We start from the raw sequence: 24,248 nt of genomic DNA, 5'->3' as shown, positions 1-24,248 counted from the left end.
TAATCGCCAGTTTACCGGGGCCGGTGGGCTTGAGGAACTGACCACGGATACACAGGCTAGTGCGCTTGCGGATCATGGTGCCCTGTTTGCCGTCGCGGCCGGGGTTATTCCTTCGCTCAAGGGGCGGCTGGCGGGAGTGGGGGGCAGGCCTCATCAGCTGGCGGCTCCCCCCCATTCAACCCCGGCCGAGGTGGCGGCGGCGCTATATGATCACTGGCGGCTTGCGCACCCTGAGGCGGGGCCGGCCTACTGGCTGACCCGCAGCTGGGGCATGCTTTGCTGGCAATCCCTCTATCTGACCATGGCGGCTGTTTATCGGTTGGGCGCCGTCCCCGCCGTCGATCGCATGGGGCAGGACTATCAGGATGGCGTGGTATCCGGTTTTACCCTGCCGGCCGAGCCCATGATCAAGGGGGACGTCAGTCTGTTGATCAAGGTGGCTGGCGAGCGGCTGCAAGCCCACTGGCAGGCGCTGTTCGCGTTGCTGGGCGGAGTGCAGCGACTTAGACCTGGTTTCGTGCGCCCGCTGCTGGCCGATGATCTGCTGGCGGCCCTGGTGCGGGTGCCCGACTTTTTCACCCATGTCAGCCGTGAGCAGGTGAGCGAACATGCATCGTGCTGGCTCGCCGCCTGTGGCCTGCCGGCCGAGCATCTGGCGGGGTGGCGTCCGGCATCGATCCCGGCCGATACGCTGTCCCCCGGTTATGTGCGCCAGCGCTGCTGCCTGCACTACAAGCGCCGCGATGGCGAGCTCTGCGCCAACTGCCCGAGGCGACATGGCGCCACCCACTGCCAGGACGACCCCTGAGGGCACTGGCTCCCCGACTCATCGCAAGCCGCCCCTGGGGCGGCTTTTTACGCCTCTTTCTGCTCACCCATCTTGCTGCGAATGCGCTCGAACAGGCTCTGCAAACAGGGCTGGTCCTTGTCGGCGGCGCGCACGGCCCCATACATATGGCGGCGCACACCGTTGCCGAGTGGCCTGGCTTCGAGCAGTCCCTGACGCACGAATTCCTCGCTGGCCCAGCGCGGCAGGGCAGCGACCCCGAGCCCGGCGGCGGCCATCTGCAGCATGACGGAGGTATTGTCCACCAGCTTGCAGCGGGCTGGCTCGACCCCGGCCGGTTGCAGGAAGCGGCTGAACACGTCCATGCGGGCCCGCTCCACCGGGTAGACCAGCAGCACCTCCTGCTTGAGATCCTCCGGAGTGATCCGGCCCTGGTGGCATAGAGGGTGATCCGGCGCCATCACCAGGGTGAGATCGAAGGCGAACAGCGGCTCGAAGTGGAGATCCCCGCGAGCCTGTACGTCCGAGGTGAGCAGCAAGTCGAGCTGACCGCCGAGCAGGGCATTGATCGCATCAAAGCCGGGCACCGATTCCACCTCCAGATCCACCCCGGGCCACTGGCGACGAAAATCGGGCAAGAGCGGCAGCAGCCACTGAATGCAGCTGTGGCAGTCCAGCGCCAGATGCAACCGGCCCGCGTCACCGCTGTGCAGGGCCTGCAGCTGTTTCTCGGTCTGTGCCAGGGCGGGCAGCACCTGGCGGGCCAGAGCCAGCAACTGCTGGCCCGCCGCAGTCAGCACCAGAGGGCGGCTCTTGCGAAGGAAAAGCTCCAGGCCAAGACGGGTTTCCAGCTCTTTGAGCTGATGGGAGAGGGCCGACTGGGTCAGATTCAGGCTCTGCGCCGCGCCGGCCAGCGACCCTTGCTCGGCCAATGCGGTCAGGGTTCTCAAATGTTTGATTTCCAGGCCTGAATTGCTTGGCACTGCCATGACGTGGCTCCTTGTTGCATCAGTTGAAGGCTTTCTTGCATATCCGTTGAACGCTCTCTTACATGTCCGTTGAAGACGCTCTTGCACGTTAGTTGCGGATTATTTGAGAGCCAGTTGAAGAGTATTCAATAGCCAAGGCCACCTTATCTTGTCATTTTGGATGTGTAAACATCTGGATGGCCAAATCATCCAGTTTCCCATCAGATGAATGAGCATAAGGAATTGGACCTATGACACGAGCACACACACTGGGCTTCCCCCGTATCGGCGCCAAGCGCGAGCTGAAATTTGCCCTCGAATCCTACTGGCGTGGCGAGACCACTCAGGCAGAACTCATCGCCACCGGCAAGAGCCTGCGTGAGCGTCACTGGCAGGCCCAGCGCACCGCCGGGGTCAACCTGCTGCCGGTGGGGGATTTTGCTTGGTACGACCAAGTGCTCGGCACCAGTTTGCTGGTGGACGCCGTGCCTGCCCGCCACCGCCATGGGGATACCGATCTCGACACCCTGTTCCGAGTGGCCCGTGGCCGTGCACCGACCGGCCCGGCTGCGGCTGCCGCCGAGATGACCAAGTGGTTCAATACCAACTACCACTATCTGGTGCCCGAGTTCAGCCGCGATCAGCGCTTCAAGCTGGGCTGGAGCCAACTGTTTGACGAAGTGGAAGAGGCCAAGGCGCTGGGGCTGCCGGTCAAGGCCGTGCTGCTGGGGCCCGTCTCCTACCTCTGGCTTGGCAAGGAGAAAGAGAGCGGCTTCTCCCGCCTCGAACTGCTCGATCGCCTGCTGATCGTCTATCAGGAGATACTGACCAAGCTGGCCGCGCAAGGGGTGGAGTGGGTGCAGATCGACGAGCCGGCCCTGGCGCTGGACCTGCCGGACGAGTGGCGCCTGGCCTACCTCAACGCCTATGAGCGCTTGAGCGGCCCCTGCAAGCTGCTGCTCACCACTTATTTCGGCTCAGTGGCCCATCAGCGCGACATCATCACCAGCCTGAAGGTGGATGGTCTGCACCTGGATCTGGTGGCCGCCCCCGAGCAGCTGGAGACCCTGGTCCCGCACTTGCCGGCCCAGTGGGTCCTCTCAGCCGGTGTGATCAATGGTCGCAACGTCTGGCGTGCCAACCTGGCCAAGCTGGCACCGACCCTGAAAGCATTGAAAGAGAAGCTCGGCGAGCGGCTCTGGGTTGCCTCTTCCTGTTCCCTGCTGCACAGCCCGGTGGACTTGACCCTGGAGCACGAGCTGGATCCCCAGACCCGCAGCTGGTTCGCCTTCGCCCTGCAAAAGTGCTACGAGCTGGGGCTGCTCTCCGACTACCTGGACGGAGGGGATCTGGACAAGATCACCGCCTACAGTCAGCCCATCGTGGATCGGGAATCCGACAGCCGGGTACACAAGAAAGCGGTGCAGTCCCGTCTGGCCAGCCTGACCAACAGCGACTTCGATCGCCAGAGCACTTATCCGGTACGGGCGCAGGCCCAGCGCAATGATCTCAAGCTGCCGCTGCTGCCCACCACCACCATTGGCTCCTTCCCGCAGACCTCGGAAATTCGGGTGCTGCGTCAGGAGTGGCGGGCCGGTCGTATCGACGATAGCGCCTATGAGGCGGGCATTCAGGCCCAAATCAAGGATGCCATCGAGCGTCAGGAGGCCATCGGGCTGGACGTGCTGGTGCATGGCGAGGCCGAGCGCAACGACATGGTGGAGTACTTCGGTGAGCTGCTGGACGGCTTTGCCATCACCCGCTTCGGCTGGGTACAGAGCTATGGCTCCCGCTGCGTCAAGCCGCCGGTGATCACCACGGATATCGACCGCCCGACCCCCATGACCCTCGAATGGACCAAGTTTGCCCAGAGCCTGACCGACAAGCCGGTCAAGGGCATGCTGACCGGGCCCGTGACCATTCTCTGCTGGTCCTTCCCGCGCGAAGACGTGAGCCGCGAGCAGTCTGCTCTGCAGATTGGTCTGGCCATTCGTGACGAGGTGGCGAGCCTGGAAGCCGCCGGCATCAAGATCATCCAGATCGACGAGCCTGCGATCCGTGAAGGGCTGCCCCTGCGCAAGCAGGATCACCAGGCATATCTGGACTGGGCGGTGCGCGCCTTCCGCCTGAGCGCAAGCCCGGTGGTGGACAGCACCCAGATCCACACCCACATGTGTTATAGCGATTTCAACCTCATCATAGAGGCGGTGGCGGCGCTGGATGCGGACGTGATCACCATAGAGACCAGCCGTAGCCAGATGCAGCTGCTTGAAGCGTTCGAGCGCTTCAACTACCCCAACGAGATCGGGCCTGGCGTGTATGACATCCACTCGCCGAACGTGCCGAGCCAGAGCTGGATTGAGGATCTGATCCGCAAGGCGGCCAAACAGATCCCGGCAGAGCGGCTGTGGGTCAACCCGGATTGCGGCCTCAAGACACGGGGCTGGGAAGAGACGGAAGCCGCACTCAAGGTGATGGTCAATGCCACCAAGGCGCTGCGGACCGAGCTGGCCTGACCCCGGCAAGCGTGCAAATCAGAGTGGGAATCTAGAGTGGAAATCTAGAGTGAAAATCTAGCGTGCAGACTAAAGAACAGCGCTGCACATAACAAAAGAGAACGGGCATAACGAAAGAGGGAAGGCGCAAGCCTTCCCTCTGTTTTTGTTGCCGCTTGCCCGCACCCGGCCTGCTTGCACTAGGCTCAGGTCAGGCTGATGTCGATGGGGCTGGAAAAGATGAAACCAGGAGTCTGGATCGGGTGTCTATGGGCGCTGTTGTTGACGACCTGCTCGCAGGCAGCGCCTGTTCCTGTGCTCAAAATGGTCTATTTCGATGATTTTGCCCCCTACTCCTGGCGGGACGAGCAGGGCAAGATGCGGGGCATCATGGTGGATGTGATGGACAGGGTCGGGCTCGAGCTTGGGGTTCAGGTGCATCATGAGGGATATCCTTGGTTGCGGGCGCAGAAACTGGTTCGTGCCGGTCAAGCCGACGGCTTCGTCACCGTGCCGACCCTGGAGCGACGGGGTTATACCCGGATAGTCGAGGAGCCGGTCGCCTTCTCTGCACTGACGGTGTTCACCGAGGCAGGACACCCTGGGATGGTGCAGATCCAGCAGGCAAAATCCCTGGCCGATCTCAAGGGGTTTACCATTCTCGACTATATCGGCAATGGCTGGGGCAAGGAGAATCTGGTGGGATTCAAGGTCCATCTGACCATGAATGTGGATAACGTCTTCAAGATGCTCTCGGCCGGTCGGGGCGATCTGATGTTCACCGACTCCATAGTGGCCAACTTCAAGCTCAGCCAGCTGGGGCTGACCGGACAGATAGTCGAGGTGCCGCTCCAGCTGGGATTGACCCCGCTGACCCTCTGCATCGCCAACACGTCTCCTTTCCACCGCCGGGCCGCCGAGTTCTCCCGCGTCCTGGTCATGCTGCGCCAGAGTGGCCAGCTGACCCTCATCGAAGCCCGCTATCGATAAGGCATCATAACGGGGGAATACCCCGCCGAGTCATTGTTTCTCTTCATGTTCTCTGGGTCTTGGCGTTAAAACGGCTGACTCTGGCCGCCCGTTTTAACGCCAAGGGGCAACCCGGTGCCGTCCAGCAAGAGAGCCCTGGATGCTGGCTGGTACTGCACGTGGGAGAGAGGGGCTGGCCGCTCCCTAGGTGTTTGCTGGTGTGCCAGCGTCTCGGCAAGCCAGTGGGCATCGAATGCAATGGCATTGCGATCGTCGACCACTTGGTTGAGGTGCCGGGCCCCGAGGCAGCCGTAGCGCGCGGGATCTGTCTGGGTAAAGAGCCCGAGGCAGGGCACACCGCTGGCGGCAGCCAGATGAAGGGGGCCTGTGTCGCAGCTGACAAAGAGGGTGAGGCCGCCGGTGAAGCGGGTCAGTTCGCTTAAGGAGTGAAGGGATACCTGCATGTCGCCAAGCTGGGGTAGAGGGGAGGCAGGATCCGTGAGCTGGATCAGCAGGGCATCCGGGCTGTGGCGGCGCAGATCCCCGAGCAGCCGCTGCCATTGGGGAAGGGAGAGCCCTTTGCCCTTGCGTGCGCCGGTGAAAAAGCCGATGAGGGGGCGGCCGGGATGAGCCTGTGCCAGTGCGGTCAGGTGGGGGCAGGCGGCATGTAGCTGGCTACCCAGTTCAATCTGATCGGCCTGGCTGGCCTGCATGCCCAGCAGCTGCAGCGGTTGGTGAGCATAGTGGCAGTGAGTGTCGGGCGCGATCAGCCGGTCAAACAGCACATCGCCCCTGGCATCGTCAAAACCCACCTTCTCGCTGGCCCGTACCCAGGCAGCGATCAGGTGATCCGTGCTGGAGGCAAAGGGCACATAGACACTGTCATAGTGTTGGCGACGCAGATGCCACAACCGGGGCAGGGCCGGGATAAGGTGCTTGCCCTGCAACCTGATCTGATGGATGCGCTGCAACTGCTTGTCGCCAAGAAAGGGAAGCAGTTGTCCACCGCTGCACACCAGTTCTATCTCGGCAAAAGGATGGGCGCGGCGTACCTGTTGCAAAAACGGCAGCAGGAACAGATTGTTGCCGATCCGGTTGGTGCTGCGGATGATGAGGATCCGTTGGGGTGGCTGGTTTGAGGCCGGCAGCTTGCCTCGTCTGGCAAACCAGGCGAGGAGGGATCGCTCAAGCCCGGCCGTCCAGCAACGGCGCTGACCGTCGAAACGACGCAGGGCATCTCTGAGGGTGCTCATACAGGGTGGCTCCGTTCATGACAATGGCTGCAAGGTGACAGGGGATCCTTAAGCCAGTGTTAAGAGAGGAGGAAAAGAGGAAGAAAAAGGGCGGTATCTCGCGAGCCAAAGAGAGGTTCATCTGACGCAATAAAAAGAGCAGCCTGGGCTGCTCCTGCTTTCTGGCGTTGGAAAGGCCTGCCGCCTGCATGGTGCACGGCAGGGGTCTTGATGGCTCAGCGAGCGTAGACGGTTTCCCCCTTGAAGACGGTCAGCTCGACCTCGGTCTCGGCTATCCTGGCCGGTGTGCCGGCCTCGACCAGAGCGAACAGGTCCCTGTCCAGCACGATGAAATCGGCGGACTTGCCTGTCTCGATGGATCCTGTGACGGCTTGCTGGCGTACTGCCTTGGCCCCATTGATGGTATAGGCCGCCAGTATTTCGGCGAGGGAGGTGCGCTGATGGGGGCGGTAATCCTCGCCATCGCCCGCCGCTTTGGCGATCCCTGCTGCCATGTTGACGAAGGGGCGGGGGTCCCGGCTATCCACAGGTGCATCGCTGCCTGCCACCAGGATGGCGCCCGCCTTGCGAGCATTCTCGACCGGATAGAGCGCATCGTGCAGGTAGCCGAGGGGGTCATACAGTGCCTCGCTCAAGGATTGTCCTGCTCTGGTCGGCTGGATGAAGGGGGTGACCAGCATGTCATAGGCTATCTGGGGCGTGGTCCAGGCGTAGGTGAAGGTGAGATACAGCCCCAGCTCCCCCAGCCTTTTCTGATCGTCAGGGTGCACCACCTGCAGGTGGGCCAGGGTATGGGGGATCCCCTTGTCACCATTGCTGGTACGGGCGGCCTGCAAGGCATCCAGTCCGACCCGGGTGCTGCGATCGCCGATGCTGTGCATATGAATGCTGAAACCCGCGTTATCGAGGGCGGTGACATAGTCCTTGAGGTCGGCATCCCGGTAATTGACGATGCCATTGCTGCCAGCATCCTCGCTGTTGGCGGTGATGGTCACCTGCTCGGTGGCAAGATCCATGGTCAGATGGGGATGCTGGTAGTTTTCCAGCATGCCTGCATTGGGCAGAAAGGGCGGTGTGGTGAAGGGATCTCCTTCCAGCACGCCATCGAGGAAGATCTTGACCGCATCGGCCTTGATCAGCGGATTGTCGGCAAAGGCGCTCCTGACCTGGCTGGCCTTGGCGAGGTGGCCGGCAATATCCAGCTTTCCGCTGTAGTCATCCTGGTGAAAACAGGTGGCGGCAGTGACGCGCATGTGCAGCAATCCACGTTTCTGCATGTTGAGCAGGCGCTGGCGGATGAAATCGGTGGCGCAGGCATCCTGGATCCCGGTTATGCCACGGGAAGCCATCAAGGAAGAGACCGCAGGCAATATCTTGTCATACTCTGCTGCCGCCTGTTCATCGCTGGCGTTAAGCACAGTGGTTTCCGGCACCGGAATGGCGCTGCGAGCCCCCTCCCTGATCACGCCACTGGTCAGGTCAATGTAGGGCTGAAAATGTGCAAACACGCCCCCCGGTGCCAGGGTCACATCGTTGAAACCCACTGTATTGCCATCCTGATCCTGCGCACTGGCCAGCGCTTGCGAGTTGTAGGCACTGGCATGACCATCGACCCCAAAGAGCACCACCGGATTGTCTGGCGCCGCGACATCCAGCGCGGCCAGCAGGGTTGCATGGGTCGCCGTCGGCGTATTGCCGTCGTAGGGCGACCACTGATTGACCACCAGCCAGCTTCCCTTGCCGGGGGCATAACGGGGCAGACATGTTTTTATCTTCTCCGCCAGCTGATCCAGCGTGACGCTCTGACCATCGAGATCGCACATATCCAGTGCCACTGTGCCGAGCAGATGGATATGGTTGTCGTGCAGACCGGGCAATACCATCCGGCCTTTCAGATCCACCGACTGACTGCCGACCGTCTGATAGGCCTTGGCCCCTTGCAGTGTGCCCACATAGAGAAACTTGCCATCGGCAACCACCATGGCCTCGGCGACCCTGCGTTGCCCATCCTGAGTGTGGATCTTGCCGTTGAGATAGAGGGTCCGTTGCGCTGTTGGTTCCGTGCTCTCCTGGTTGCAGCCGGTCAGCAGTCCGGCCATCAGCAGCAGCGCCGCGCTCAGTGTAAAACCTTGTTGCTTGCCATCCATATGCGATTGCTCTCCCTGGTTAGAATGCAGTTTTTACTGCAAATATGAGCACCTCTGTTTATTGCAGCTTCCGGGATAAATACCAGCAATTACTGAAAATATTCTTTTTGACTTATATTTTCCTTGTTTCATCATGCAGTTATAAAACCATGCTTGGTGACCAAGGTGAGGGAGTACCCATGTCAGAACCGCCATTGCCCACCGATCTCTGTATGCGGCGCCAGCCCAGGCAGCAGCGCAGTCAGGAGACTGTGACCCGGATAGAGCAGGCCACTCTGGCGCTGTTGCAGGAGCAGGGATTTCTGGCAATCAATACCAACGCCATAGCGGCGCGAGCCGGGGTAGGGATCAAGTCGCTCTATCATCTCTTTCCCAACAAGGAGGCCATCATCTGCCGGTTGGCCATGGACTGGCTGGCGGCCGTGTGCGCTGCGCAGGAAGTGATCCGCCAGGAGGCCAGCAGCTGGCCACAAACCTTGCAACTGCTGGATCAGGCGCTGGATGAGCTGGATACCCGCTTCGTCGGCTATGGCGCCTTGTGGCAGGCGATGGACCTGGTACCGGCACTGCATGAGCTGGAGCGTGAGCATGAACGAGGTCAGGTGGCATTCTGGTCCGAGCGGCTGAGCCATTTCGGTTGCCGTTGGCCCGAGCCCGAATTGACCGCTCTGGTGCGATACCTCTACCGGACGGCAGATGTGGTGAAGCAGTGTGCCAAGGAGCAGGGAAGAGAGGGGCCGCAGATGTGGCTATTGCATCGCCAGTGGCTGGAACAGCTGGTGGCGACGGCCATTGCCGAGCCAGACCCCGCCAGGGTGTGGCAGGCCATGCCGGGTTTGATGGTCAAGGCTGTTGACTGATAGTGGCTAAATGCAAAGAGGGAGTGACCATGCACTCCCTCTTTTGTGTGTCTGGCCGACGGTCGTGACGGACGCAGGGTTACCCGTAGCGGGCCAGGGTCAGCCCCTCGTCGCTGATGGCCGTCGAGCTGCCGCTGATCAGATCGCTCAGCAGCTGACCCGAGCCGGCTGCCATGGTCCAGCCCAGGGTGCCGTGGCCTGTATTGAGCCAGAGTCCGGGGACCGGGCTTGGCCCCACCAGGGGAGTGCCGTCCGGTGTCATGGGTCGCAGTCCTGTCCAGAACTCGGCGCGGCTGATATCGCCCCCTTCTGGGAAAAGATCCCCCACCACCATGGCCAGGGTGTCATAACGCTTGGGATTGAGTGCCAGATTGAAGCCCGACAGCTCCGCCATGCCACCGACCCGGATCCGCTCGTTAAAGCGGGTGATGGCCACCTTGTAGGTTTCATCCAGCACTGTACTGCGGGGCGCCGCATCGGCATCTGTCATGGGCAGGGTCAGGGAGTAACCTTTGACCGGATAGACGGGCAGATCGATCCCAAGCGGACGAAGGAAGCCGGTAGCATAGCTGCCCAGCGCGCAGACGATGGCATCGGCCTTGAAACGCTGCTCACCGGCTCGTACCGCCACGGCGCGCCCCAAAGAGAGCTCAATCTCGTCGATGGCGCAGTTGAAGACAAATTCCACCCCGAGTTTTTGCGCCTCGGCGGCCAGTGCCTTGGTGAAGCGGAAACAGTCGCCGGTTTCATCTCCCGGCAGGCGCAGGCCGCCTACTATCTTGCCACGTACCCGTGCCAATGCCGGTTCAACCCCTTCACAACCACTGGCATCCAGTGACTGATAGGGGACGCCATACTCTTCCAGCACCTCGATATCCCGTTTGCTGGCATCGAGCTGGATCTCGCTTCGAAACAGCTGCAAGGTGCCGAGCTGGCGTCCTTCGTAGTCCAGTGCCAGCTCGTCTCGCAGCGTCTTCATGCAGTCGCGGCTGTATTCGGCGAGGCGCACCATGCGGCCCTTGTTGGTGGCATAGGCCGCCGGGGTGCAGTTGGCGAACATCTTCAGCATCCAGCGCAGCTGGAAAGGATCCGAGGTCGGGCGCACCGTGAAAGGCGCATGCTTTTGCAGCAGCCATTTGGCGGCCTTGAGGGGAATGCCGGGCGCCGCCCAGGGTGCCGCATAGCCGGGGGAGATCTGGCCGGCGTTGGCATGGCTGGTCTCCAGCGCCACCCCGTCCCGTCGCTCCAGCAGGGTCACCTTGTGGCCCGCTTTGGCCAGATACCAGGCGCTGGTCACACCGACCACGCCACCACCGAGTACCACTATGTCCATCTTGTCTCTCCTTGACTGGGGCCATCACCATAATCAGCCGCCACAGGATATTCAACGGGTATAGATATAATCGGAATATACATCTGGTTACAATTATTTAACTGGTTTTCAATGTCGGAATCGACTGGTTTGGTGGCATTAACTGTGGCATCAAAGCTGCTCGATATGGATCAGATGATGGGCCGCGGTTGTCAGGGTGGCCTGCTGCTGCACTTCCGTTTGACCATCCCAGTTGGCATAAGGGAGGGCGAGGCGAGGATTGTTGCCAAGCTTGTCCCGATTGCGCCATAAAAAGTGCCAGTAGAGGCTGTTGAACGGGCAACTGGTGTCACCGCTGCGGGCCTTGACGTCATAGTGACACCCTTTGCAGTAGTGACCCATCCGATCCAGATAAGCGCCGCTGCTGGCGTAGGGCTTGCTGCCCATCAGGCCTCCATCGGCAAACTGGCTCATGCCTCGGGTGTTGGGCAGCTCCACCCACTCGATGGCATCCACGTAGATCCCCAAATACCACTCATCGACCTCGTCCGGATTGATCCCCGCCAGCAGGGCAAAGTTGCCTGTCACCATGAGCCGCTGGATATGGTGGGCGTAGCCGTGTTCCAGAGATTGCCGGATAGCGTGCCCCACGCAGGCCATGTTTGTTTCGCCGCTCCAGAAAAAGCCGGGCAGCGGCCGGTTGGCCCCCATAAAATTGGTGCGTTGATACTCGGGCATCTTTTCCCAGTAGAGGGCGCGGACAAACTCGCGCCAGCCGAGGATCTGGCGGATAAACCCTTCGACCTGTGCCAGCGAGATGGTGGCCTGATTGGCCTGCCAGTGGGTTTCGGCCGCACGGATCACCTCGAGGGGATGGAGCATCTTGCTGTTCAGGGAGAACGACAAGCGGCTGTGAAACAGGCTCCAGCCCCGCTCGCTCAGGGCATCCTGATAGCGGCCAAAGTGTGGCAGGCAGTGGGTCAGAAAGTGATCGAGCAGTTCGCGGCTCTGGCGTCGGGTGATGGGCCAGGGGAGGGCGCTGGCATCGGCCGAGCCCAGGGTGTTCACCCCGTGATGCAACAGCATGGCATCGATATCCTGCACATCGTTGGCAAACAAGAGCGGGGCCGGAATGGGCTGGCGCTCGGGCAGTTTGGCCCGGTTTTCGCTGTCAAAGTTCCAGCGCCCGCCAAGGGGCTTGCCCCCTTCATCGAGCAACACACCATATTGCTTGCGCAGAGCGCGGTAGAAAAACTCCATCCGGCTGTGGGGATAGCGCTGCCAGCCATCCCTCGGTGTGAGGAAATGTTCGCTGTCGACCTGATGGGCAGGCATGGCGAGCCCCGCGGCCCACTGTTCAAGCTGCGTGGCCAGCCGCCACTCATCCGGGCTCTGCCAGGCAAAGCGGCTGGCCTGGTGGTGGATAATCTGGGCATCGAGCAGGGCCGGCAGGTTCGGCCAGTGCCTGGTTTCATCCAGGGTGAGATAGCAGACTCTGTGACCCGCCTTGGTAAGGGCCGCGGCGAAGGCGCGCATGGCGGCGAAAAAGGCCAGCACCTTCTGACGATGGTGGCGGCAGTAGTCGGTCTCCTGGCGCAGCTCCGCCAGCAGATAGCAGACGTCGGGATTAGGGGTACGAAACCAGCTGTGACTGGCGTTGAGTTGATCGCCGAGGATTAAACGCAGTTCCATCAGGTCCTGGCTCCTTTCTGGTGGCGACAGCGCTCGCTGCAATAGCGAACCTCCTGCCAGTTGCGGGCCCACTTGCGTCGCCAGGCGAAAGGCCGCAGGCAGACGGGGCATATTTTCTCGGGCAGATGGGGTTTGCGATGCATGATGGCTTCCGGCCTTGGGTAATGACTGATATGGGTTGCACGTAGGGAGCTTAACGAACAAGGAGGGCGGGCAGATCATCTACAACCCTGGCTTGCCGCGCGCATGCGTACTTTGTGAGCAGGCGCACAGCGCGTCAGCGTACTAGTTGTCTGCGGGTTAACCAGCCGTTAACGTGGCGAGGCTGCCAGTTGGCAGCACTGCTTGGCAATCAAGATGGTTTGCCACCGACACAGTTTGCAACCAATACGGAGGGGAGTGATGCCTGTCATGACTGCTAGGCCCTGGGCAGCTTGCCTGCTCGCCCACTGGTATACCCGAGATCCCATTCTCACCTTCGATTTTCCTCACCGCTGACACCCGGCCATGCCTGGCGCGAGCCCAGCTCGCCTCTGACAACCTCTTGAACTTCAATGTGTCTGCAACACTGGCCTCGCGCCGGTGAGGAGTCTTATATGCGTCGTATACCCGAACCCTTTCGTATCAAGATGGTCGAGCCCATCAAACAGACCACTGGCGCCGAGCGCCGCGCCGCCCTTGAGGCCGCTGGCTGGAATCCCTTCCTGCTGCTGGCCGAAGATGTCTATATCGATCTGCTGACCGACAGCGGCACGGGCGCCATGTCCGATCGCCAGTGGGCCGGCATCATGATGGGGGATGAAGCCTATGCGGGCAGCCGCAACTTCGTCGAGCTGGAGCGTACCGTGCGCGAGTTGTTTGGCTACCAGCATGTGATGCCCACCCACCAGGGGCGAGGGGCCGAGCAGATCCTCTTTCCCGAGCTGGTCAAGCGTTGCAAGGGCAAGGCGCCGGTCTTCATCTCCAACTACCACTTCGACACCACCAAGGCCCATGTAGAGTTGGCGGGCGCGCGGGCCATCAACCTGCTCACACCGAAGGCCCTCGACACCACGGCCCCTTATGCCTGGAAGGGGGATTTCGATCTCGGTCGCCTGACCGACACCATAGAGACGCAGGGGGCCGACAATGTGGCCGCTGTCATCATCACTGTCACCTGCAACAGTGCTGGCGGTCAGCCGGTCTCCATGGGCAATATGCAGGCTGTTTCCGAGCTTGCACGTCGTCACCATATTCCTGTGGTGATCGATGCCGCCCGCTTTGCCGAAAACGCCTGGTTTATCAAGGAGCGCGACCCGGATTACGCCAAGAGCAGCATCAAGGAGATAGTGCGCCAGATGTTTGACCTGGGGGACATGTTCACCATGTCGGCCAAAAAGGACGGGCTGGTCAATATCGGCGGTCTTTGCTGCTTCAAGGAGGATCTCGACCTGTTCCGCTCGGTGCAAGTGCGCTGCGTGGCGATGGAGGGGTTCGTTACCTACGGTGGTCTTGCCGGCCGTGACATGGCGGCGCTGGCCATCGGCCTGCGGGAAGGGATGGACGAGGAGTATCTGACCTATCGCATCGGTCAGGTGGCTTATCTCGGCGAGCGGCTGGCCGAGGCGGGCATCCCCATCCAGACGCCCACCGGCGGTCATGCGGTCTTTGTCGATGCCAAGAAGCTGCTGCCCCATATACCGGGGGAGCAGTTCCCGGCCCATGCCTTGGCCTGCGCGCTTTATCTGGAAGGGGGCGTGCGCGGGGTGGAGATAGGCTCACTGCTGCTGGGGCGCGATCCGGCCACCGGCAAGCAGGAGGCGGCGGACTTCGAGCTATTGCGTCTCACCATTCCGCGCCGGGTCTATACCCGGGATCACATGGACTATGTGGCTGATTGCCTCATTGCGGTCAAGACGAGGGCCAGCGAGATCCGCGGTCTCACCTTCGACTACGAACCGCCCCTGCTGCGCCACTTCACAGCCCGGCTCAAGCCGGTCTAAACAGGGCCGGTTTCTTGACCGGCACCATTGGCCACGCCAACAGCAAAGCCCCCGCACCAGTGGTGCGGGGGCTTTTTACATTTGGGGATGGACGCGGATTACTGGCTGCTGAACAACTTGGTTTGGGGGCTGGATTGAGCCGTCAGGCTGGTGCGACCCGAGCTCTCCAGCCAGGACTTGATACGCTTGGCATCCGCCACCCTGGCATTGGGGGTATCGGCATTGAGCAGCACCAGGATCACCGGTTCGCGGTTGATCTGGGTTGCCATCACCAGACAGCGACCCGCCTCGCGGATGTAGCCCGTCTTGGAGAGGGTGACCAGCCAGCTGCCTTCGCGCACCAGTCGGTTGGAGTTGAGATAGTGCAGCTGGCGCTTGCCATTGCGTACCATGCGCTGCTCTGTGGCGGAGTATTGCCGGATCAGCGGGTAGGCCGAAGCGGCCGCTACCAGCTTGGCCAGATCATGGGCGCTGGAGACATTGCGCGGATTGAGGCCAGTGCTGTCTGCAAACTGGGTGCTCCACATGCCAAGCATGCTGGCCTTGGCATTCATCGCTTCGATAAAGGCGCGTTGCCCCCCCGGGTAGTGTCTTGCCAGGGCCGAGGCGGCGCGGTTTTCCGACGACATCAAGGCGATATGCAGCATGTCGGCGCGGCTGAGGCGTGAACCTACCGCCAACCGTGAACCCGTGCCTTTGAGGCGATCTACGTCGGCCATGGTAACGGTGAGCATCTCGGAGAGACGCTGATTGGCATCGAGCACCACCAGCGCCGTCATCAATTTGGTGATGGAGGCAATCGGCATCACACGGTTGGCGTTGCGCTCGGAGAGTACCTCGCCGGTGCGCGGGTTGGCGACCACGAAGGAGGCCGAACTCAGGGCCAGATCGCTGCGTTGTTCGAGAAAGCGAGTGGGGGAGGGAGATGCTGCTGAAAACGGGTTGGCCTGGACGCTCTCCATGCTGACGGGAACGAGGAAGGCACCGAGCAACAGGGTAAGAAAAGGGCGAATAATCATGATTTGACGCTTCCGTACGACTGACAGGGGTATTTGGCTAGTTATATGACGGTAATTGACGCTTCACAACGTTTAACGGCCCGATATTTCATTTTTATGGGGCCTTGAGCCTTGATATACCCACGTTCGGGGCTATATCGCGACCAGTTCCATGAAGTATCGAGCCATGTATGGGTCTGATGGTCGTCAGAACCCGCTGTCATTGTGACGTGCTATGGTGGCGCACTATATGCCTGTTATGGCCATTCGTTACCACTTTTTTGTGCCCTGGAGGGGGCTGTCGCTCCCGACAGCCTGTTTATCACCCTGGCGCCGGGTAAAACGGTACCAGCGGGCAACGCTCAACAGGCAGGCCGCTGGCGGTATCTCATCGTCGGAGTTGTGTGATGGCGCAGACGAGAAGAGCCCCTCTGCGGTTACGAAGGGATAGTCACTTTCATCAGTGCCGAGGGGCTGTTTTCGACAAAATAGTGCCAGATGTGGTCATAAAGCGCCTTCTGCCCGGGAAAGCTCACCAGCGACTTGGCTTCGGTCAGCGAACACCAGCGATATTCGGTGTGCTCGTCGTTGAGGGTGACCGCTTGATTGGGTGGGCAATAGACCACAAAGACCGGCACCACCATCACGGTATTCGAGGCCGACTCGTAAAACTGCTCAAGGTATTCGCCGCTGTATAGCGCTGTGACGGCGATGCCTGTCTCTTCACCCATCTCGCGAATAATGGTCTGCCAGCCGGTTTCACCCGCCTCAACCGTGCCCGCCACATGGCACCAGAAGCCGCCCTTGACCCGCTTCATCAGCAGTATTTTGGCCTGGCCATCGATTTCCGATAACGCCACACCGGAGACGGCGTGACAGCGAATGGGGATCATGGGGAAGGCTCCGGCGGTGGAATAAAGGGGCTCGTATTGTTTGTCCTGGATTGGTGTGATGGCAAGCCATTTCCTGTTGATATTGGCCTGGACAACAGGGTGAAGGATGGCTCCTCCAACCCGTCAGCCCCCCATCATTCTCGCCGTCTGGATCGCCTCAATCAGTGTCGCACGGTTGATACGGGGGCGCTCGCTATCCAGCAGTTGTTGCCACAGGGCGATGGCCTGGCGGTAGCGGCCGTGCAGGAAGTGATCGGAGGCGAGCAGCATCAGGGCGCTCACTTCCCCTTTATCCTGCTTGAGGGCGCTGTCGAGCAAGTGGCGAGCCTCTGGGGTGATCTGCTGGCCTGCCTGGTAGTAGCGCACAGTCGCCTGGGCGGCCAAGGTGGCGGCACTGACGCCCCCTTCAAGCAGGGCGAGGCGCTGATAGGCAAGCCAGGCGTTGTCGTATTCATCCCGATAGAGATAGAGCTGACCCAGCGCAGCCCAGCTGTCGAGGTCTTGCGGGTTGCGCTGCAGGGTTTGATGCAGATCCCCCAGCTCCTTGTCCTGCAGATCCCGCGGACTCAGCCCCGCCAGCGGATCGGGGCGTGACTGATAAGCCTGCCATGCCTGATAGCGGCCGCTGCCGGCATAAAAGGCGGCGAGCCCGCCGACCATCACGATTCCGAGCAGCAGAAGGATGCCCGTGTGCTGCGTGTGGCTGCCGGAGTTACCAGATCGGTGGGTCAGCCGCTCGCGCAGGGCCAGTTCCGCTGCCGGCGTGGCATTGTCAAGATTGGCTGCGGTCAGCTTCTGATAGAGGGGATGTTCTGGGGGAAGACAGATCTGCTCCCTGAGCATGATCAGGCGATTCAACTCACTGCGCGGGTCGGCGGATTGCCTGCTGGCAGAGCCGTTGAGCGGGATGGCCTGATCCCCTTTGGCCTTCAGACGGCGTCCCAGAGTGGTCAGCGCCAGTCCCAGCAGCAGGAGGGGACCAGCCCAGAGCAGCAGGGTGCTGGCCTTGAAGGGGGGATCGTAGCGCACGAAGTCGCCAAATCGGCTGGTCATGCGGGCAATCACCTGCTCGTCGCTCTGCCCCTCGTCCACCCAGCGGTAGACCTCGAGCCGCAGATCCCGGGCGATGGGGGAGTTGGACTCCACCAGGTTCTGGTTCTGGCACTGGGGGCAGCGCAGGGCGCGGGCGAGATCCTGGGCGCGGCTCTGTCGTTCCGGGTGCTGGAACTGATAGGTATCGACCCCGCTGGCCAGGGTGCCCACGCTCATACCGAGTACAAGCAGCAGGGTGCAGAGGATGACAGGGGTCTTCATGGTTTGCCCTCCTGCTGGGCGGGCGCGGGAGATGGCAAGGGCGCAGTGCGGGCTTGTTTGAGTTTGGGGACAAACTGGCGCTGCCAGATATCGGCAGTCAGCTCGCCCGTGTGGCGGGTGAGCAGGGTGCCATCGGCGGCAAACAGATAAGTCTCCGGCGTGCCGTAGACGCCGAGCTCCAGCGCCAGCTTGCCGTCCGGATCCGCCAGTACGGTGCGATAGGGGTTGCCTGCTTCACCAAGCCAGGCGCGTGCTGCTTCGTGCTTGTCTCTGTAGTTGAGGCCGTAGAGGGGCACTGTCTTGGCCAGCTCGGCGAGCAGCGGGTGCTCGGCGCGGCAGTTGGGGCACCAGCTGGCCCAGATGTTGAGCACAAAGGGCTCTCCCTTGAGCTGGTCGGTGTGGACAAGCCCCCCATCCAGCAGGTTTTCGCTCTGCCACTGGGGCAGGGTACGCCCCAGGGTCGCCTCGTCCTGGCGGTAGGGATTGTTGGCAAGCCCCAGCCAAAGCAGGGTACCGAGGCCCAGGGTCAGCAGCAAGGGGATAAAAAGGCGCAGGCGCGGGCTCATGATGGCTCCTGTTCGAGCTGCTTGTGCAGGGCGGTGACGGAAGTTGGCTGTGTCGCCAGCAACGGCTTGCGCCCCAGCAAACGCAGGGCTCCCCCCGCCATCATCAGCATGCCCCCCAGCCAGATCCAGCGCACCAGTGGCTTGTAGTGAAGGCGCATGGCGTAGGCGTCCGGCCCCATCTTCTCGCCGAGCACCACGTAGAGATCCCCAAACAACCCCCACGCGATGCCCGGTTCATTCATGTTCATGGTGCGCACGCTGTAGTGGCGCCGCTCCGGCATCAGCCGCGCCACCTCCTTGGCGCCTTTGTGCACGCTCAGCGTAATGCGCTCGGCAGTGTAGTTGGGGCCGAGCATGGGCTCGCTCCCCTCATAGCGAAAGGTATAGGTGCCAAGCTGGTAGGGGCTGCCCGCTTTTAATACTGTGCCCCCCTCCTGGCTGTAGTGGCTCACCTGATTGATGCCAAGGGCACATATGGCGACTCCCAAGTGGGCGAGCAAACTCCCCAGCCGGTTGGCACTCAGGCCATGGGTCTTGAATGAGAAGTTGAGCAACTGGCTTGCCACCAGCCAGAGACTCAGCACGTTGGCGACAAGGCCAACCCAACTGAGTGCGCCAAGATCGCGATACCCCAGGCTGAGCAGGCCGCCCCCGAGCAGGCCGAGCAGAGGCGGCACTATCCGCTTGATGGGGGGGCTGGCCGCAAGACATTGCCAGCGCAGGCGCGGGATCTGGGTCATCAGTGCCATCAGCACCAGGGCCAGCGGCACGAAAACAGTGTTGAAATATGGCGCCCCCACCGAGAGCGATCCCAGATGAAGCGACTGGAACACCATGGGGTAGAAGGTGCCAAGCAACACGCAGGCGCAGGCCACGCTGAGCAGAAGGATGGCGGCGCCCAAGAGTCCCTCTTTTGACCAGAAGCCGAAGCGGGCGTAGGGGGCGCGGGTATCGGCCCGCAGCGCAAACAGGGTGAGCGCCGTGGTCAATAACAGGCCGAGCAGCAGCAAGAGGGTGAGGCCGCGATTGGGATCCACCGCGAAGGCGTGCACCGAGGTGAGCACGCCGGAGCGCACCACGAAGGTGCCGAGCAGGCTCAGGGCGAAGGTGAAGATGGAGAGCAGCAGCACGCCGTGGCCGTAAGCGCCGCGCTTCTCGCAGACGATGAGGGCATGAAGCAGGGCGGTGCCGAGCAACCAGGGCAGCAGGGAGGCGTTTTCCACCGGGTCCCAGAACCACCAGCCACCCCAGCCGAGCTCGTAATAGGCCCACCAGGAGCCGAGCAGGATACCGGCGGTGAGAAACACCCAGGAGCCCAGTGCCCAGGGGCGGCTCCAGTGGGCCACTGCGCCGTCCAGCTTGCCCGAGTGCAGCGCTGCCATGGCGAAGGCGAAGTTGACTGCAAAGCCCACGTAGCCGAGATAGAGCAGGGGCGGGTGAATGATGAGGCCTATGTCCTGCAACATGGGATTGAGATCGCGCCCCTCCAGGGGCCCAGGGAACTGCCGGTCAAACGGGCTGGAGAAGACAAGGGTATAGAGTCCAAACAACCCCACTATCAGCCCCATTATGGCGAGCACCCGGGCACGGATCAGCGAGTCGACCCGCTGCGAGCAGAGCGCCACCAGGGCGCCCCAGAGCGCCAGCGCAAAGACGAAGAAGAGCATGGAGCCTTCATGGCCGCCCCAGACCGCCGCCAGCTTGAAGCCCATGGGCAGGGCGCTGTTGGCGTGCTGAGCCACATAGCTGACGGTAAAATCATCTCGGGCAAAGCAGCTGGCGAGCAGCAGCAGATCAGCCCCCAGCAGGGCGGCATTGAGCAGTGCCAGCGGCTTGGCACAGGCGAGCAGAGGGGGCGATGCCAGCCTCAGGCCCAGCCAGGGCAGGGTACCTTGCACCAGAGAGAGCGCCGTTGCCAGCAACAGTGAGAGATAGCCGAACTCCGCCAGCACACAACCTCCGGTTCCATCATGGGTTCATGTTATGCCGCAGCGTCCGCAGCAGGCGGGCGTTGGGGTATAACCAGAAAACCATTCGCTTAGAACAAACAAGCGCCAGTCGTCCAAGGCGGCTGGCGCTTGTGACCTGTTTCTTATACCACCGTCATCTGACCTGCATAGAGCACGAAGTAGCGCAACAGCAGTATGCCCATCAGGGTCAGGCTGCACACCAGCACCAGATGACCGTTGCGCTGGCGTATTTGTGCTGGTAGCAGAGAGAGCAACTGGGGCAGCAGCATGCCGATACCCACCACACCAAGCCAGAACACCTGGGCCCAGAAGCCGCTGCCGATGGCGGCCCACATGGCCACCTCCTTCTGGCCGCCACCAAAGTAGAGGCCGGTAAAGAAGCAGACCAGCAGCAGCACCTCCACCGCCAGCACGGGTCGCTCGAAGCCGTGCACAAAGCTCACCCCCTGGCTGTGGTGGTTCTCTTTGAACAGAGTGACAGCCAGCAGGATGGTGGAGGCGATGCCTGAACTGATGCCGGAGACCAGAAACAGCACCGGCAGCACAGGGTTGTTGAGCAGCGGATAGGTCTTGAGCGCCGAGAGCAAAAAGCCGGTATAGGCCCCCAGCAGCACGGCGAGCAGCAACAGCAGTGGCGCCAGCAGTGTCTCGAGGCGGGCAAGCCACGCAATCAGCCCATCGACAAAGGCGAACCTCTCCTTGAGCAGGCGGCTGCGCACCGCCTCAATGTCGGCTCTGAACACCACTGCCAGCCAGGCGAACAGCACCGCCATATAGACCTGAAACAGCATGACCCCCATCGACATCACTGAGTCGAACTGGTAGTGGAACATCAGCTTCCAGAAGGTCCAGGGGCGGGCCAGGTGGAAGATGAGGATCAAGAGCCCCAATATCACGCTCACCGGCGCCAGAATCGCGGTCGCCTTGATGATGCCGCTCTCGCTGCCAGCCCCTTTGCGGCGCAACAACACCGAGAGGCTGGTGGCCCCGGCGGAGATGCCGAGCAGAAAGAGGTAGATGGCGATGGGCCAGTCCCAGACAAGGGAAGGAAAATGAAATGCGTCATGCCACATGGTCATTCCCTCCCGGGGTTACTGCCGCTTGCATGGTCATGAGGTTATCTCCCCTTTGGGCACGCGGTACATCTTGGGCGAGGTGCCAAGTGCCTGCTTGTAGCGATAGGTGGTCTCCTTCACCAGCCGTTTGGCGATGGGGCTATTTGGGTCATCCAGATTGCCGAATACCAGCGCCTTGGTGGGGCAGGACTCTACACACGCCGGCTCCTTGCCCGCCGCCAGATTGGTCTTGCGGCAAAAGTCGCACTTGTCGGCGACCCGGGTCACAGGGTTGATAAAGCGCACCTGATAGGGGCAGGCGGCCAGACAATACATGCAGCCGACACAGAGGTCCGGGTCCACATCGACGATGCCATCTTCCGCTCTGATATGGGAGGCACCGGTCGGGCAGACATGTACGCAAGGTGCGTTGTCGCAGTGCTGGCAGGACTTGCGAAAGAAGTGGTACTCGGCATCGGGGAATGTGCCTATGGGGCCGGAGCGGATGATCTCGAGCCGCGAGACCCCTTCCGGCACCTGGTTCACCTCCCGGCAGGCATCCATGCAGGCGGTACAGCCGATGCAGGCCGCCTCGTCATGGATCATGCCGTAGCGTACCCCGTCTATGGTCTGGCTGTGGGCGAGGATGGCCATGCTGGCACGCACGGGGCCTGCCATCATGATCAGCGCCCCCGCGCTCATGCCCGCCATAAAGTCACGACGAGAGCAGCTCATTGTGCCTCCTTGCTCACGCTCGCCTGCTGAGCGGTTGCCTTGGCCTCATGCTGCTTGCTGTGGCAGTCGACGCAGAGCTTGATACGGGACTTTTCCGGTATGCCCACCATGGGCTCCTTGGCCGGGTGCAGCGCATGGCAGCTGGTGCAGGTGAGCCTGGTAGCGTGTACGTCGTGGGCCCAGAGCGCCTCGCGCAATGGCTTGGGTTCGTGGCAGCTCATGCAGACCCCGTTCTGCTCGGCGAGGGGGTAAGCTTCCTTGCCTTGCGGAGGGTTGAAGCTGTCACTGAACCGCATCACATCCTTGACCCCTTCCCTGTGCTGGGGGGAGGGCTGGCCGTGGCAGTTGGTGCAGGTGACCGGCGCCAGGTTGTTGGGGTTGGTTGCCTGGCCATGTTTGCCGTGCATGCCGCTTGCCTGCTCTTTGTGGCAGTCGGTGCAGGCCTTGTCGGGGCTGCGCAAAAATTCCACTTCATGCGTCGCGGGCATGGCGGCGGGCTCGCTCGCGGCGTCGCCCGCCTGTCCCTGCAGGCTGGTGAGCAGCATGGCTGCCATCAGCATCAGTCGTAAAAAGTCCATTGTTAAATCACCCATAGGAAGCCTCCATCAGCTGCGGGCCCGACTTGGGGCCGGGCCCGCAGGCGCCGTTACTGTGCCAGCCGTCCGGCCGCCTTGGCCTCGGCATCCCAGGCGGGAACTGTGGTCTTGAGGAACTGGGCCTTGTCTGAGTTCATCTGTTTCATGTCCATGCCAAGGGCGGCTTGCGCCTTCTCCTTGGTGGAGATGTCCGGCAGGGCGATCTCGTGGCTTATCCCCTTGGTCGCCAAGAGGCGTGCCAGCTTGGTGCGGGCATCGGCGGCTTTATCCAGAGCTGTGCCCAGCATGCGCAGTGCCACTTCCGGGGCGTGCATCTGCACCCCGTGGGAAGCGATGGAGAAGTCCCAGCGCCATTGGGCGTGACGGATGTCTTGCAGTATGTCTTTCATCTGCGCCTCGGTGGCGCCTGCATCCCAGGCCGCCTTGGCCTCGAAGTGGGCGTGCACCAGCTGCTTCTCGACCTTCAACTTGATCTCGGTCACCGCATCCTTGCGCTGCTGGACTATGCCTTGCAGCATCTCCTTGCTCTGGGTATGGCAGTTGCGGCAGGTCTGCTCGAAGCGATCGAAGGGGTTGCCGACCTTGTGATCCGTGTAGACCTTGCCCTGCTCGTTTTGCACCTTAGGCATGTGGCAGTCGACACAGGCGACGTTGTTCTGGCCGTGAATGCCGGCGCGCCAGGTCTCGTATTCAGGGTGCTGAGCCTTGAGCATGGGGGTCTTGGAGAGGGCGTGGGTCCAGTCGGCGAAACCAATCTCGTCGTAGTACTGCTCCATCTGCTCAACCGTGGTGCCCTTGCCCCAGGGGAATTTCACCGCCTTGGTGGGGCCGCTGAAGTAGTACTCCACGTGGCATTGGCCACACACCTGGGATTGCTGATCGAAACGACCCTGCTCCTTGAACGGCTTGCCGATGGCGGTCATGGCGCGGTCGGCATAGGGACGGGAGAGATGCAGGGCGGGTTTGCCCTCCTTGAACTCTTTCGACGCCGTGTCGTGGCAGTCGGCGCAGCCTATGGTGTTGACTATTTCCGACCCACCCTTGGCCCACATGCCCTTGAAGTAGCCATCCTCACCCTTCTCGTCGATGACGCGGGCCACATCCGGGCCTTTGCAGCTCCAGCAGGCCATGGGCAGGGGGCCATCCTCGGCGGTCTTGGGAGCGCCGGTGCGCAGGGTTTCCCGTACGTCGGTCAGGGCATAGAAATGGCCGCGGGGCTTGTTGTAATCCTTGGAGAAGGGATACCCCCCCCAGAGCACCACCATCTGCGGATCTTCGGCCAGGGCGTCGGTGCGCGTCGCGCTCTCGCTGGTCTCTTTCCAGCTGCTGAACTGGTCGACGTGATCCTTGGCGAACAGCTCGCTGCGTGCCTCTATCTTGCCCTTGGGGGTTGCCTCATCGGCCTGTACCAAGCCGCTGGCGCCAAAGCAGGTGGTAAGCAGCAGGGCGGCGAGGCCCAGTCTGGTCAGTCTGTTGTGTGAACTCACGATCATCACTCCCGAATCGATCTCATTGCCAAGCCTGACCGTTCCATCCTGGATGTGGGCATCAGCCCCCGCACTAGGCAGGAGCAGGCAGGCCGATTAATTGTTATTAGTGAATAAAACCCATGTAATTATGCGATTGCTCGGGTTGGATATTACCAAATGGGTAAAA

20 protein-coding genes are annotated in these 24,248 nt (G+C 61.6%); 5 read left to right on the top strand and 15 right to left on the bottom strand.

Annotated features, from left to right (window positions below; translation table 11 throughout):
* Positions 1 to 37 precede the first annotated feature (37 nt).
* Complete coding sequence (locus GWQ31_RS05970) at positions 38 to 808, top strand: siderophore ferric iron reductase (protein ID WP_275908962.1); 771 nt, start codon at positions 38 to 40, stop codon at positions 806 to 808.
* Between the two features lie 47 nt (positions 809 to 855).
* Here GWQ31_RS05970 and GWQ31_RS05965 read toward each other — a convergent pair whose 3' ends face one another.
* Positions 856 to 1,776 (bottom strand): LysR substrate-binding domain-containing protein, encoded by a 921-nt coding sequence (locus GWQ31_RS05965; RefSeq protein WP_099993520.1) that lies wholly within the window; start codon positions 1,774 to 1,776, stop codon positions 856 to 858.
* A 230-nt stretch (positions 1,777 to 2,006) separates the two neighbouring features.
* Between GWQ31_RS05965 and metE the strand changes: the two genes are divergently transcribed.
* Positions 2,007 to 4,271, top strand: a complete 2,265-nt coding sequence (gene metE / locus GWQ31_RS05960) for a 5-methyltetrahydropteroyltriglutamate--homocysteine S-methyltransferase (protein WP_275908889.1) — start codon at positions 2,007 to 2,009, stop codon at positions 4,269 to 4,271.
* A 303-nt stretch (positions 4,272 to 4,574) separates the two neighbouring features.
* Positions 4,575 to 5,240 carry a transporter substrate-binding domain-containing protein gene (locus GWQ31_RS05955; protein ID WP_275908888.1) on the top strand — a complete coding sequence of 222 codons (666 nt, stop codon included), beginning with the start codon at positions 4,575 to 4,577 and terminating at the stop codon, positions 5,238 to 5,240.
* Between the two features lie 65 nt (positions 5,241 to 5,305).
* On the opposite strand, the gene GWQ31_RS05950 is transcribed toward GWQ31_RS05955, so the two are convergent.
* Complete coding sequence (locus GWQ31_RS05950; protein ID WP_275908887.1) at positions 5,306 to 6,472, bottom strand: glycosyltransferase family 9 protein; 1,167 nt, start codon at positions 6,470 to 6,472, stop codon at positions 5,306 to 5,308.
* Positions 6,473 to 6,687: 215 nt separating this feature from the next.
* Positions 6,688 to 8,619, bottom strand: a complete 1,932-nt coding sequence (locus tag GWQ31_RS05945) for an amidohydrolase family protein (protein ID WP_275908886.1) — start codon at positions 8,617 to 8,619, stop codon at positions 6,688 to 6,690.
* A gap of 179 nt (positions 8,620 to 8,798) precedes the next feature.
* Between GWQ31_RS05945 and GWQ31_RS05940 the strand changes: the two genes are divergently transcribed.
* Positions 8,799 to 9,479 carry a TetR/AcrR family transcriptional regulator gene (locus GWQ31_RS05940; protein WP_275908885.1) on the top strand — a complete coding sequence of 227 codons (681 nt, stop codon included), beginning with the start codon at positions 8,799 to 8,801 and terminating at the stop codon, positions 9,477 to 9,479.
* A 79-nt stretch (positions 9,480 to 9,558) separates the two neighbouring features.
* Here GWQ31_RS05940 and GWQ31_RS05935 read toward each other — a convergent pair whose 3' ends face one another.
* The 3 genes from GWQ31_RS05935 to GWQ31_RS05925 all read right to left on the bottom strand — a co-directional run bounded on the left by GWQ31_RS05935 (position 9,559) and on the right by GWQ31_RS05925 (position 12,626).
* Positions 9,559 to 10,812: a D-amino acid dehydrogenase gene (locus GWQ31_RS05935; protein ID WP_021138237.1), complete on the bottom strand. Its 1,254-nt coding sequence runs from the start codon at positions 10,810 to 10,812 to the stop codon at positions 9,559 to 9,561.
* A 150-nt stretch (positions 10,813 to 10,962) separates the two neighbouring features.
* A complete protein-coding gene (locus GWQ31_RS05930; RefSeq protein ID WP_275908884.1) occupies positions 10,963 to 12,483 on the bottom strand; it encodes a cryptochrome/photolyase family protein in 1,521 nt (506 codons plus the stop codon).
* The gene (locus GWQ31_RS05925; RefSeq protein WP_017412211.1) at positions 12,483 to 12,626 is read right to left on the bottom strand and encodes a DUF2256 domain-containing protein; all 144 of its coding nucleotides are present in this window, start codon (positions 12,624 to 12,626) and stop codon (positions 12,483 to 12,485) included. The genes GWQ31_RS05930 and GWQ31_RS05925 overlap by 1 nt, the downstream gene beginning before the upstream one ends.
* Positions 12,627 to 13,079: 453 nt before the next feature.
* Between GWQ31_RS05925 and GWQ31_RS05920 the strand changes: the two genes are divergently transcribed.
* Positions 13,080 to 14,465 carry a tryptophanase gene (locus GWQ31_RS05920; RefSeq protein WP_275908883.1) on the top strand — a complete coding sequence of 462 codons (1,386 nt, stop codon included), beginning with the start codon at positions 13,080 to 13,082 and terminating at the stop codon, positions 14,463 to 14,465.
* A 98-nt stretch (positions 14,466 to 14,563) separates the two neighbouring features.
* Here GWQ31_RS05920 and pbpG read toward each other — a convergent pair whose 3' ends face one another.
* From pbpG to nrfA, 9 genes are all read right to left on the bottom strand, one after another.
* Positions 14,564 to 15,484 (bottom strand): D-alanyl-D-alanine endopeptidase, encoded by a 921-nt coding sequence (gene pbpG / locus GWQ31_RS05915; RefSeq protein ID WP_275908882.1) that lies wholly within the window; start codon positions 15,482 to 15,484, stop codon positions 14,564 to 14,566.
* 416 nt (positions 15,485 to 15,900) lie between these two features.
* The gene (locus GWQ31_RS05910) at positions 15,901 to 16,356 is read right to left on the bottom strand and encodes an NUDIX domain-containing protein (RefSeq protein ID WP_275908881.1); all 456 of its coding nucleotides are present in this window, start codon (positions 16,354 to 16,356) and stop codon (positions 15,901 to 15,903) included.
* 123 nt (positions 16,357 to 16,479) lie between these two features.
* Positions 16,480 to 17,670: a heme lyase NrfEFG subunit NrfF gene (gene nrfF / locus GWQ31_RS05905; protein ID WP_275908880.1), complete on the bottom strand. Its 1,191-nt coding sequence runs from the start codon at positions 17,668 to 17,670 to the stop codon at positions 16,480 to 16,482.
* Positions 17,667 to 18,236, bottom strand: coding sequence for a DsbE family thiol:disulfide interchange protein (locus GWQ31_RS05900; protein WP_275908879.1), 570 nt, complete (start codon positions 18,234 to 18,236; stop codon positions 17,667 to 17,669). The genes nrfF and GWQ31_RS05900 overlap by 4 nt, the downstream gene beginning before the upstream one ends.
* Entirely contained in the window at positions 18,233 to 20,188 is a 1,956-nt protein-coding gene (gene nrfE, locus GWQ31_RS05895; RefSeq protein WP_275908878.1) for a heme lyase NrfEFG subunit NrfE, read from the bottom strand. Before nrfE ends, GWQ31_RS05900 begins: the two co-directional genes overlap by 4 nt.
* Positions 20,189 to 20,328: 140 nt before the next feature.
* Positions 20,329 to 21,279, bottom strand: coding sequence for a cytochrome c nitrite reductase subunit NrfD (nrfD, locus tag GWQ31_RS05890; RefSeq protein ID WP_275908877.1), 951 nt, complete (start codon positions 21,277 to 21,279; stop codon positions 20,329 to 20,331).
* Positions 21,280 to 21,315: 36 nt separating this feature from the next.
* Positions 21,316 to 21,996, bottom strand: coding sequence for a cytochrome c nitrite reductase Fe-S protein (nrfC, locus tag GWQ31_RS05885; protein ID WP_275908876.1), 681 nt, complete (start codon positions 21,994 to 21,996; stop codon positions 21,316 to 21,318).
* On the bottom strand, positions 21,993 to 22,589 hold the full coding sequence (nrfB, locus tag GWQ31_RS05880; RefSeq protein ID WP_275908875.1) for a cytochrome c nitrite reductase pentaheme subunit: 597 nt from the start codon (positions 22,587 to 22,589) through the stop codon (positions 21,993 to 21,995). Before nrfB ends, nrfC begins: the two co-directional genes overlap by 4 nt.
* A gap of 53 nt (positions 22,590 to 22,642) precedes the next feature.
* Entirely contained in the window at positions 22,643 to 24,085 is a 1,443-nt protein-coding gene (nrfA, locus tag GWQ31_RS05875; protein WP_275908874.1) for an ammonia-forming nitrite reductase cytochrome c552 subunit, read from the bottom strand.
* Positions 24,086 to 24,248 lie beyond the last annotated feature (163 nt).

This window comes from Aeromonas sp. 2MA4, assembly GCF_029237305.1.
Classification (GTDB): Bacteria; Pseudomonadota; Gammaproteobacteria; order Enterobacterales; family Aeromonadaceae; genus Aeromonas; species Aeromonas salmonicida.
This window is presented reverse-complemented; position numbering and strand designations above follow the sequence as displayed.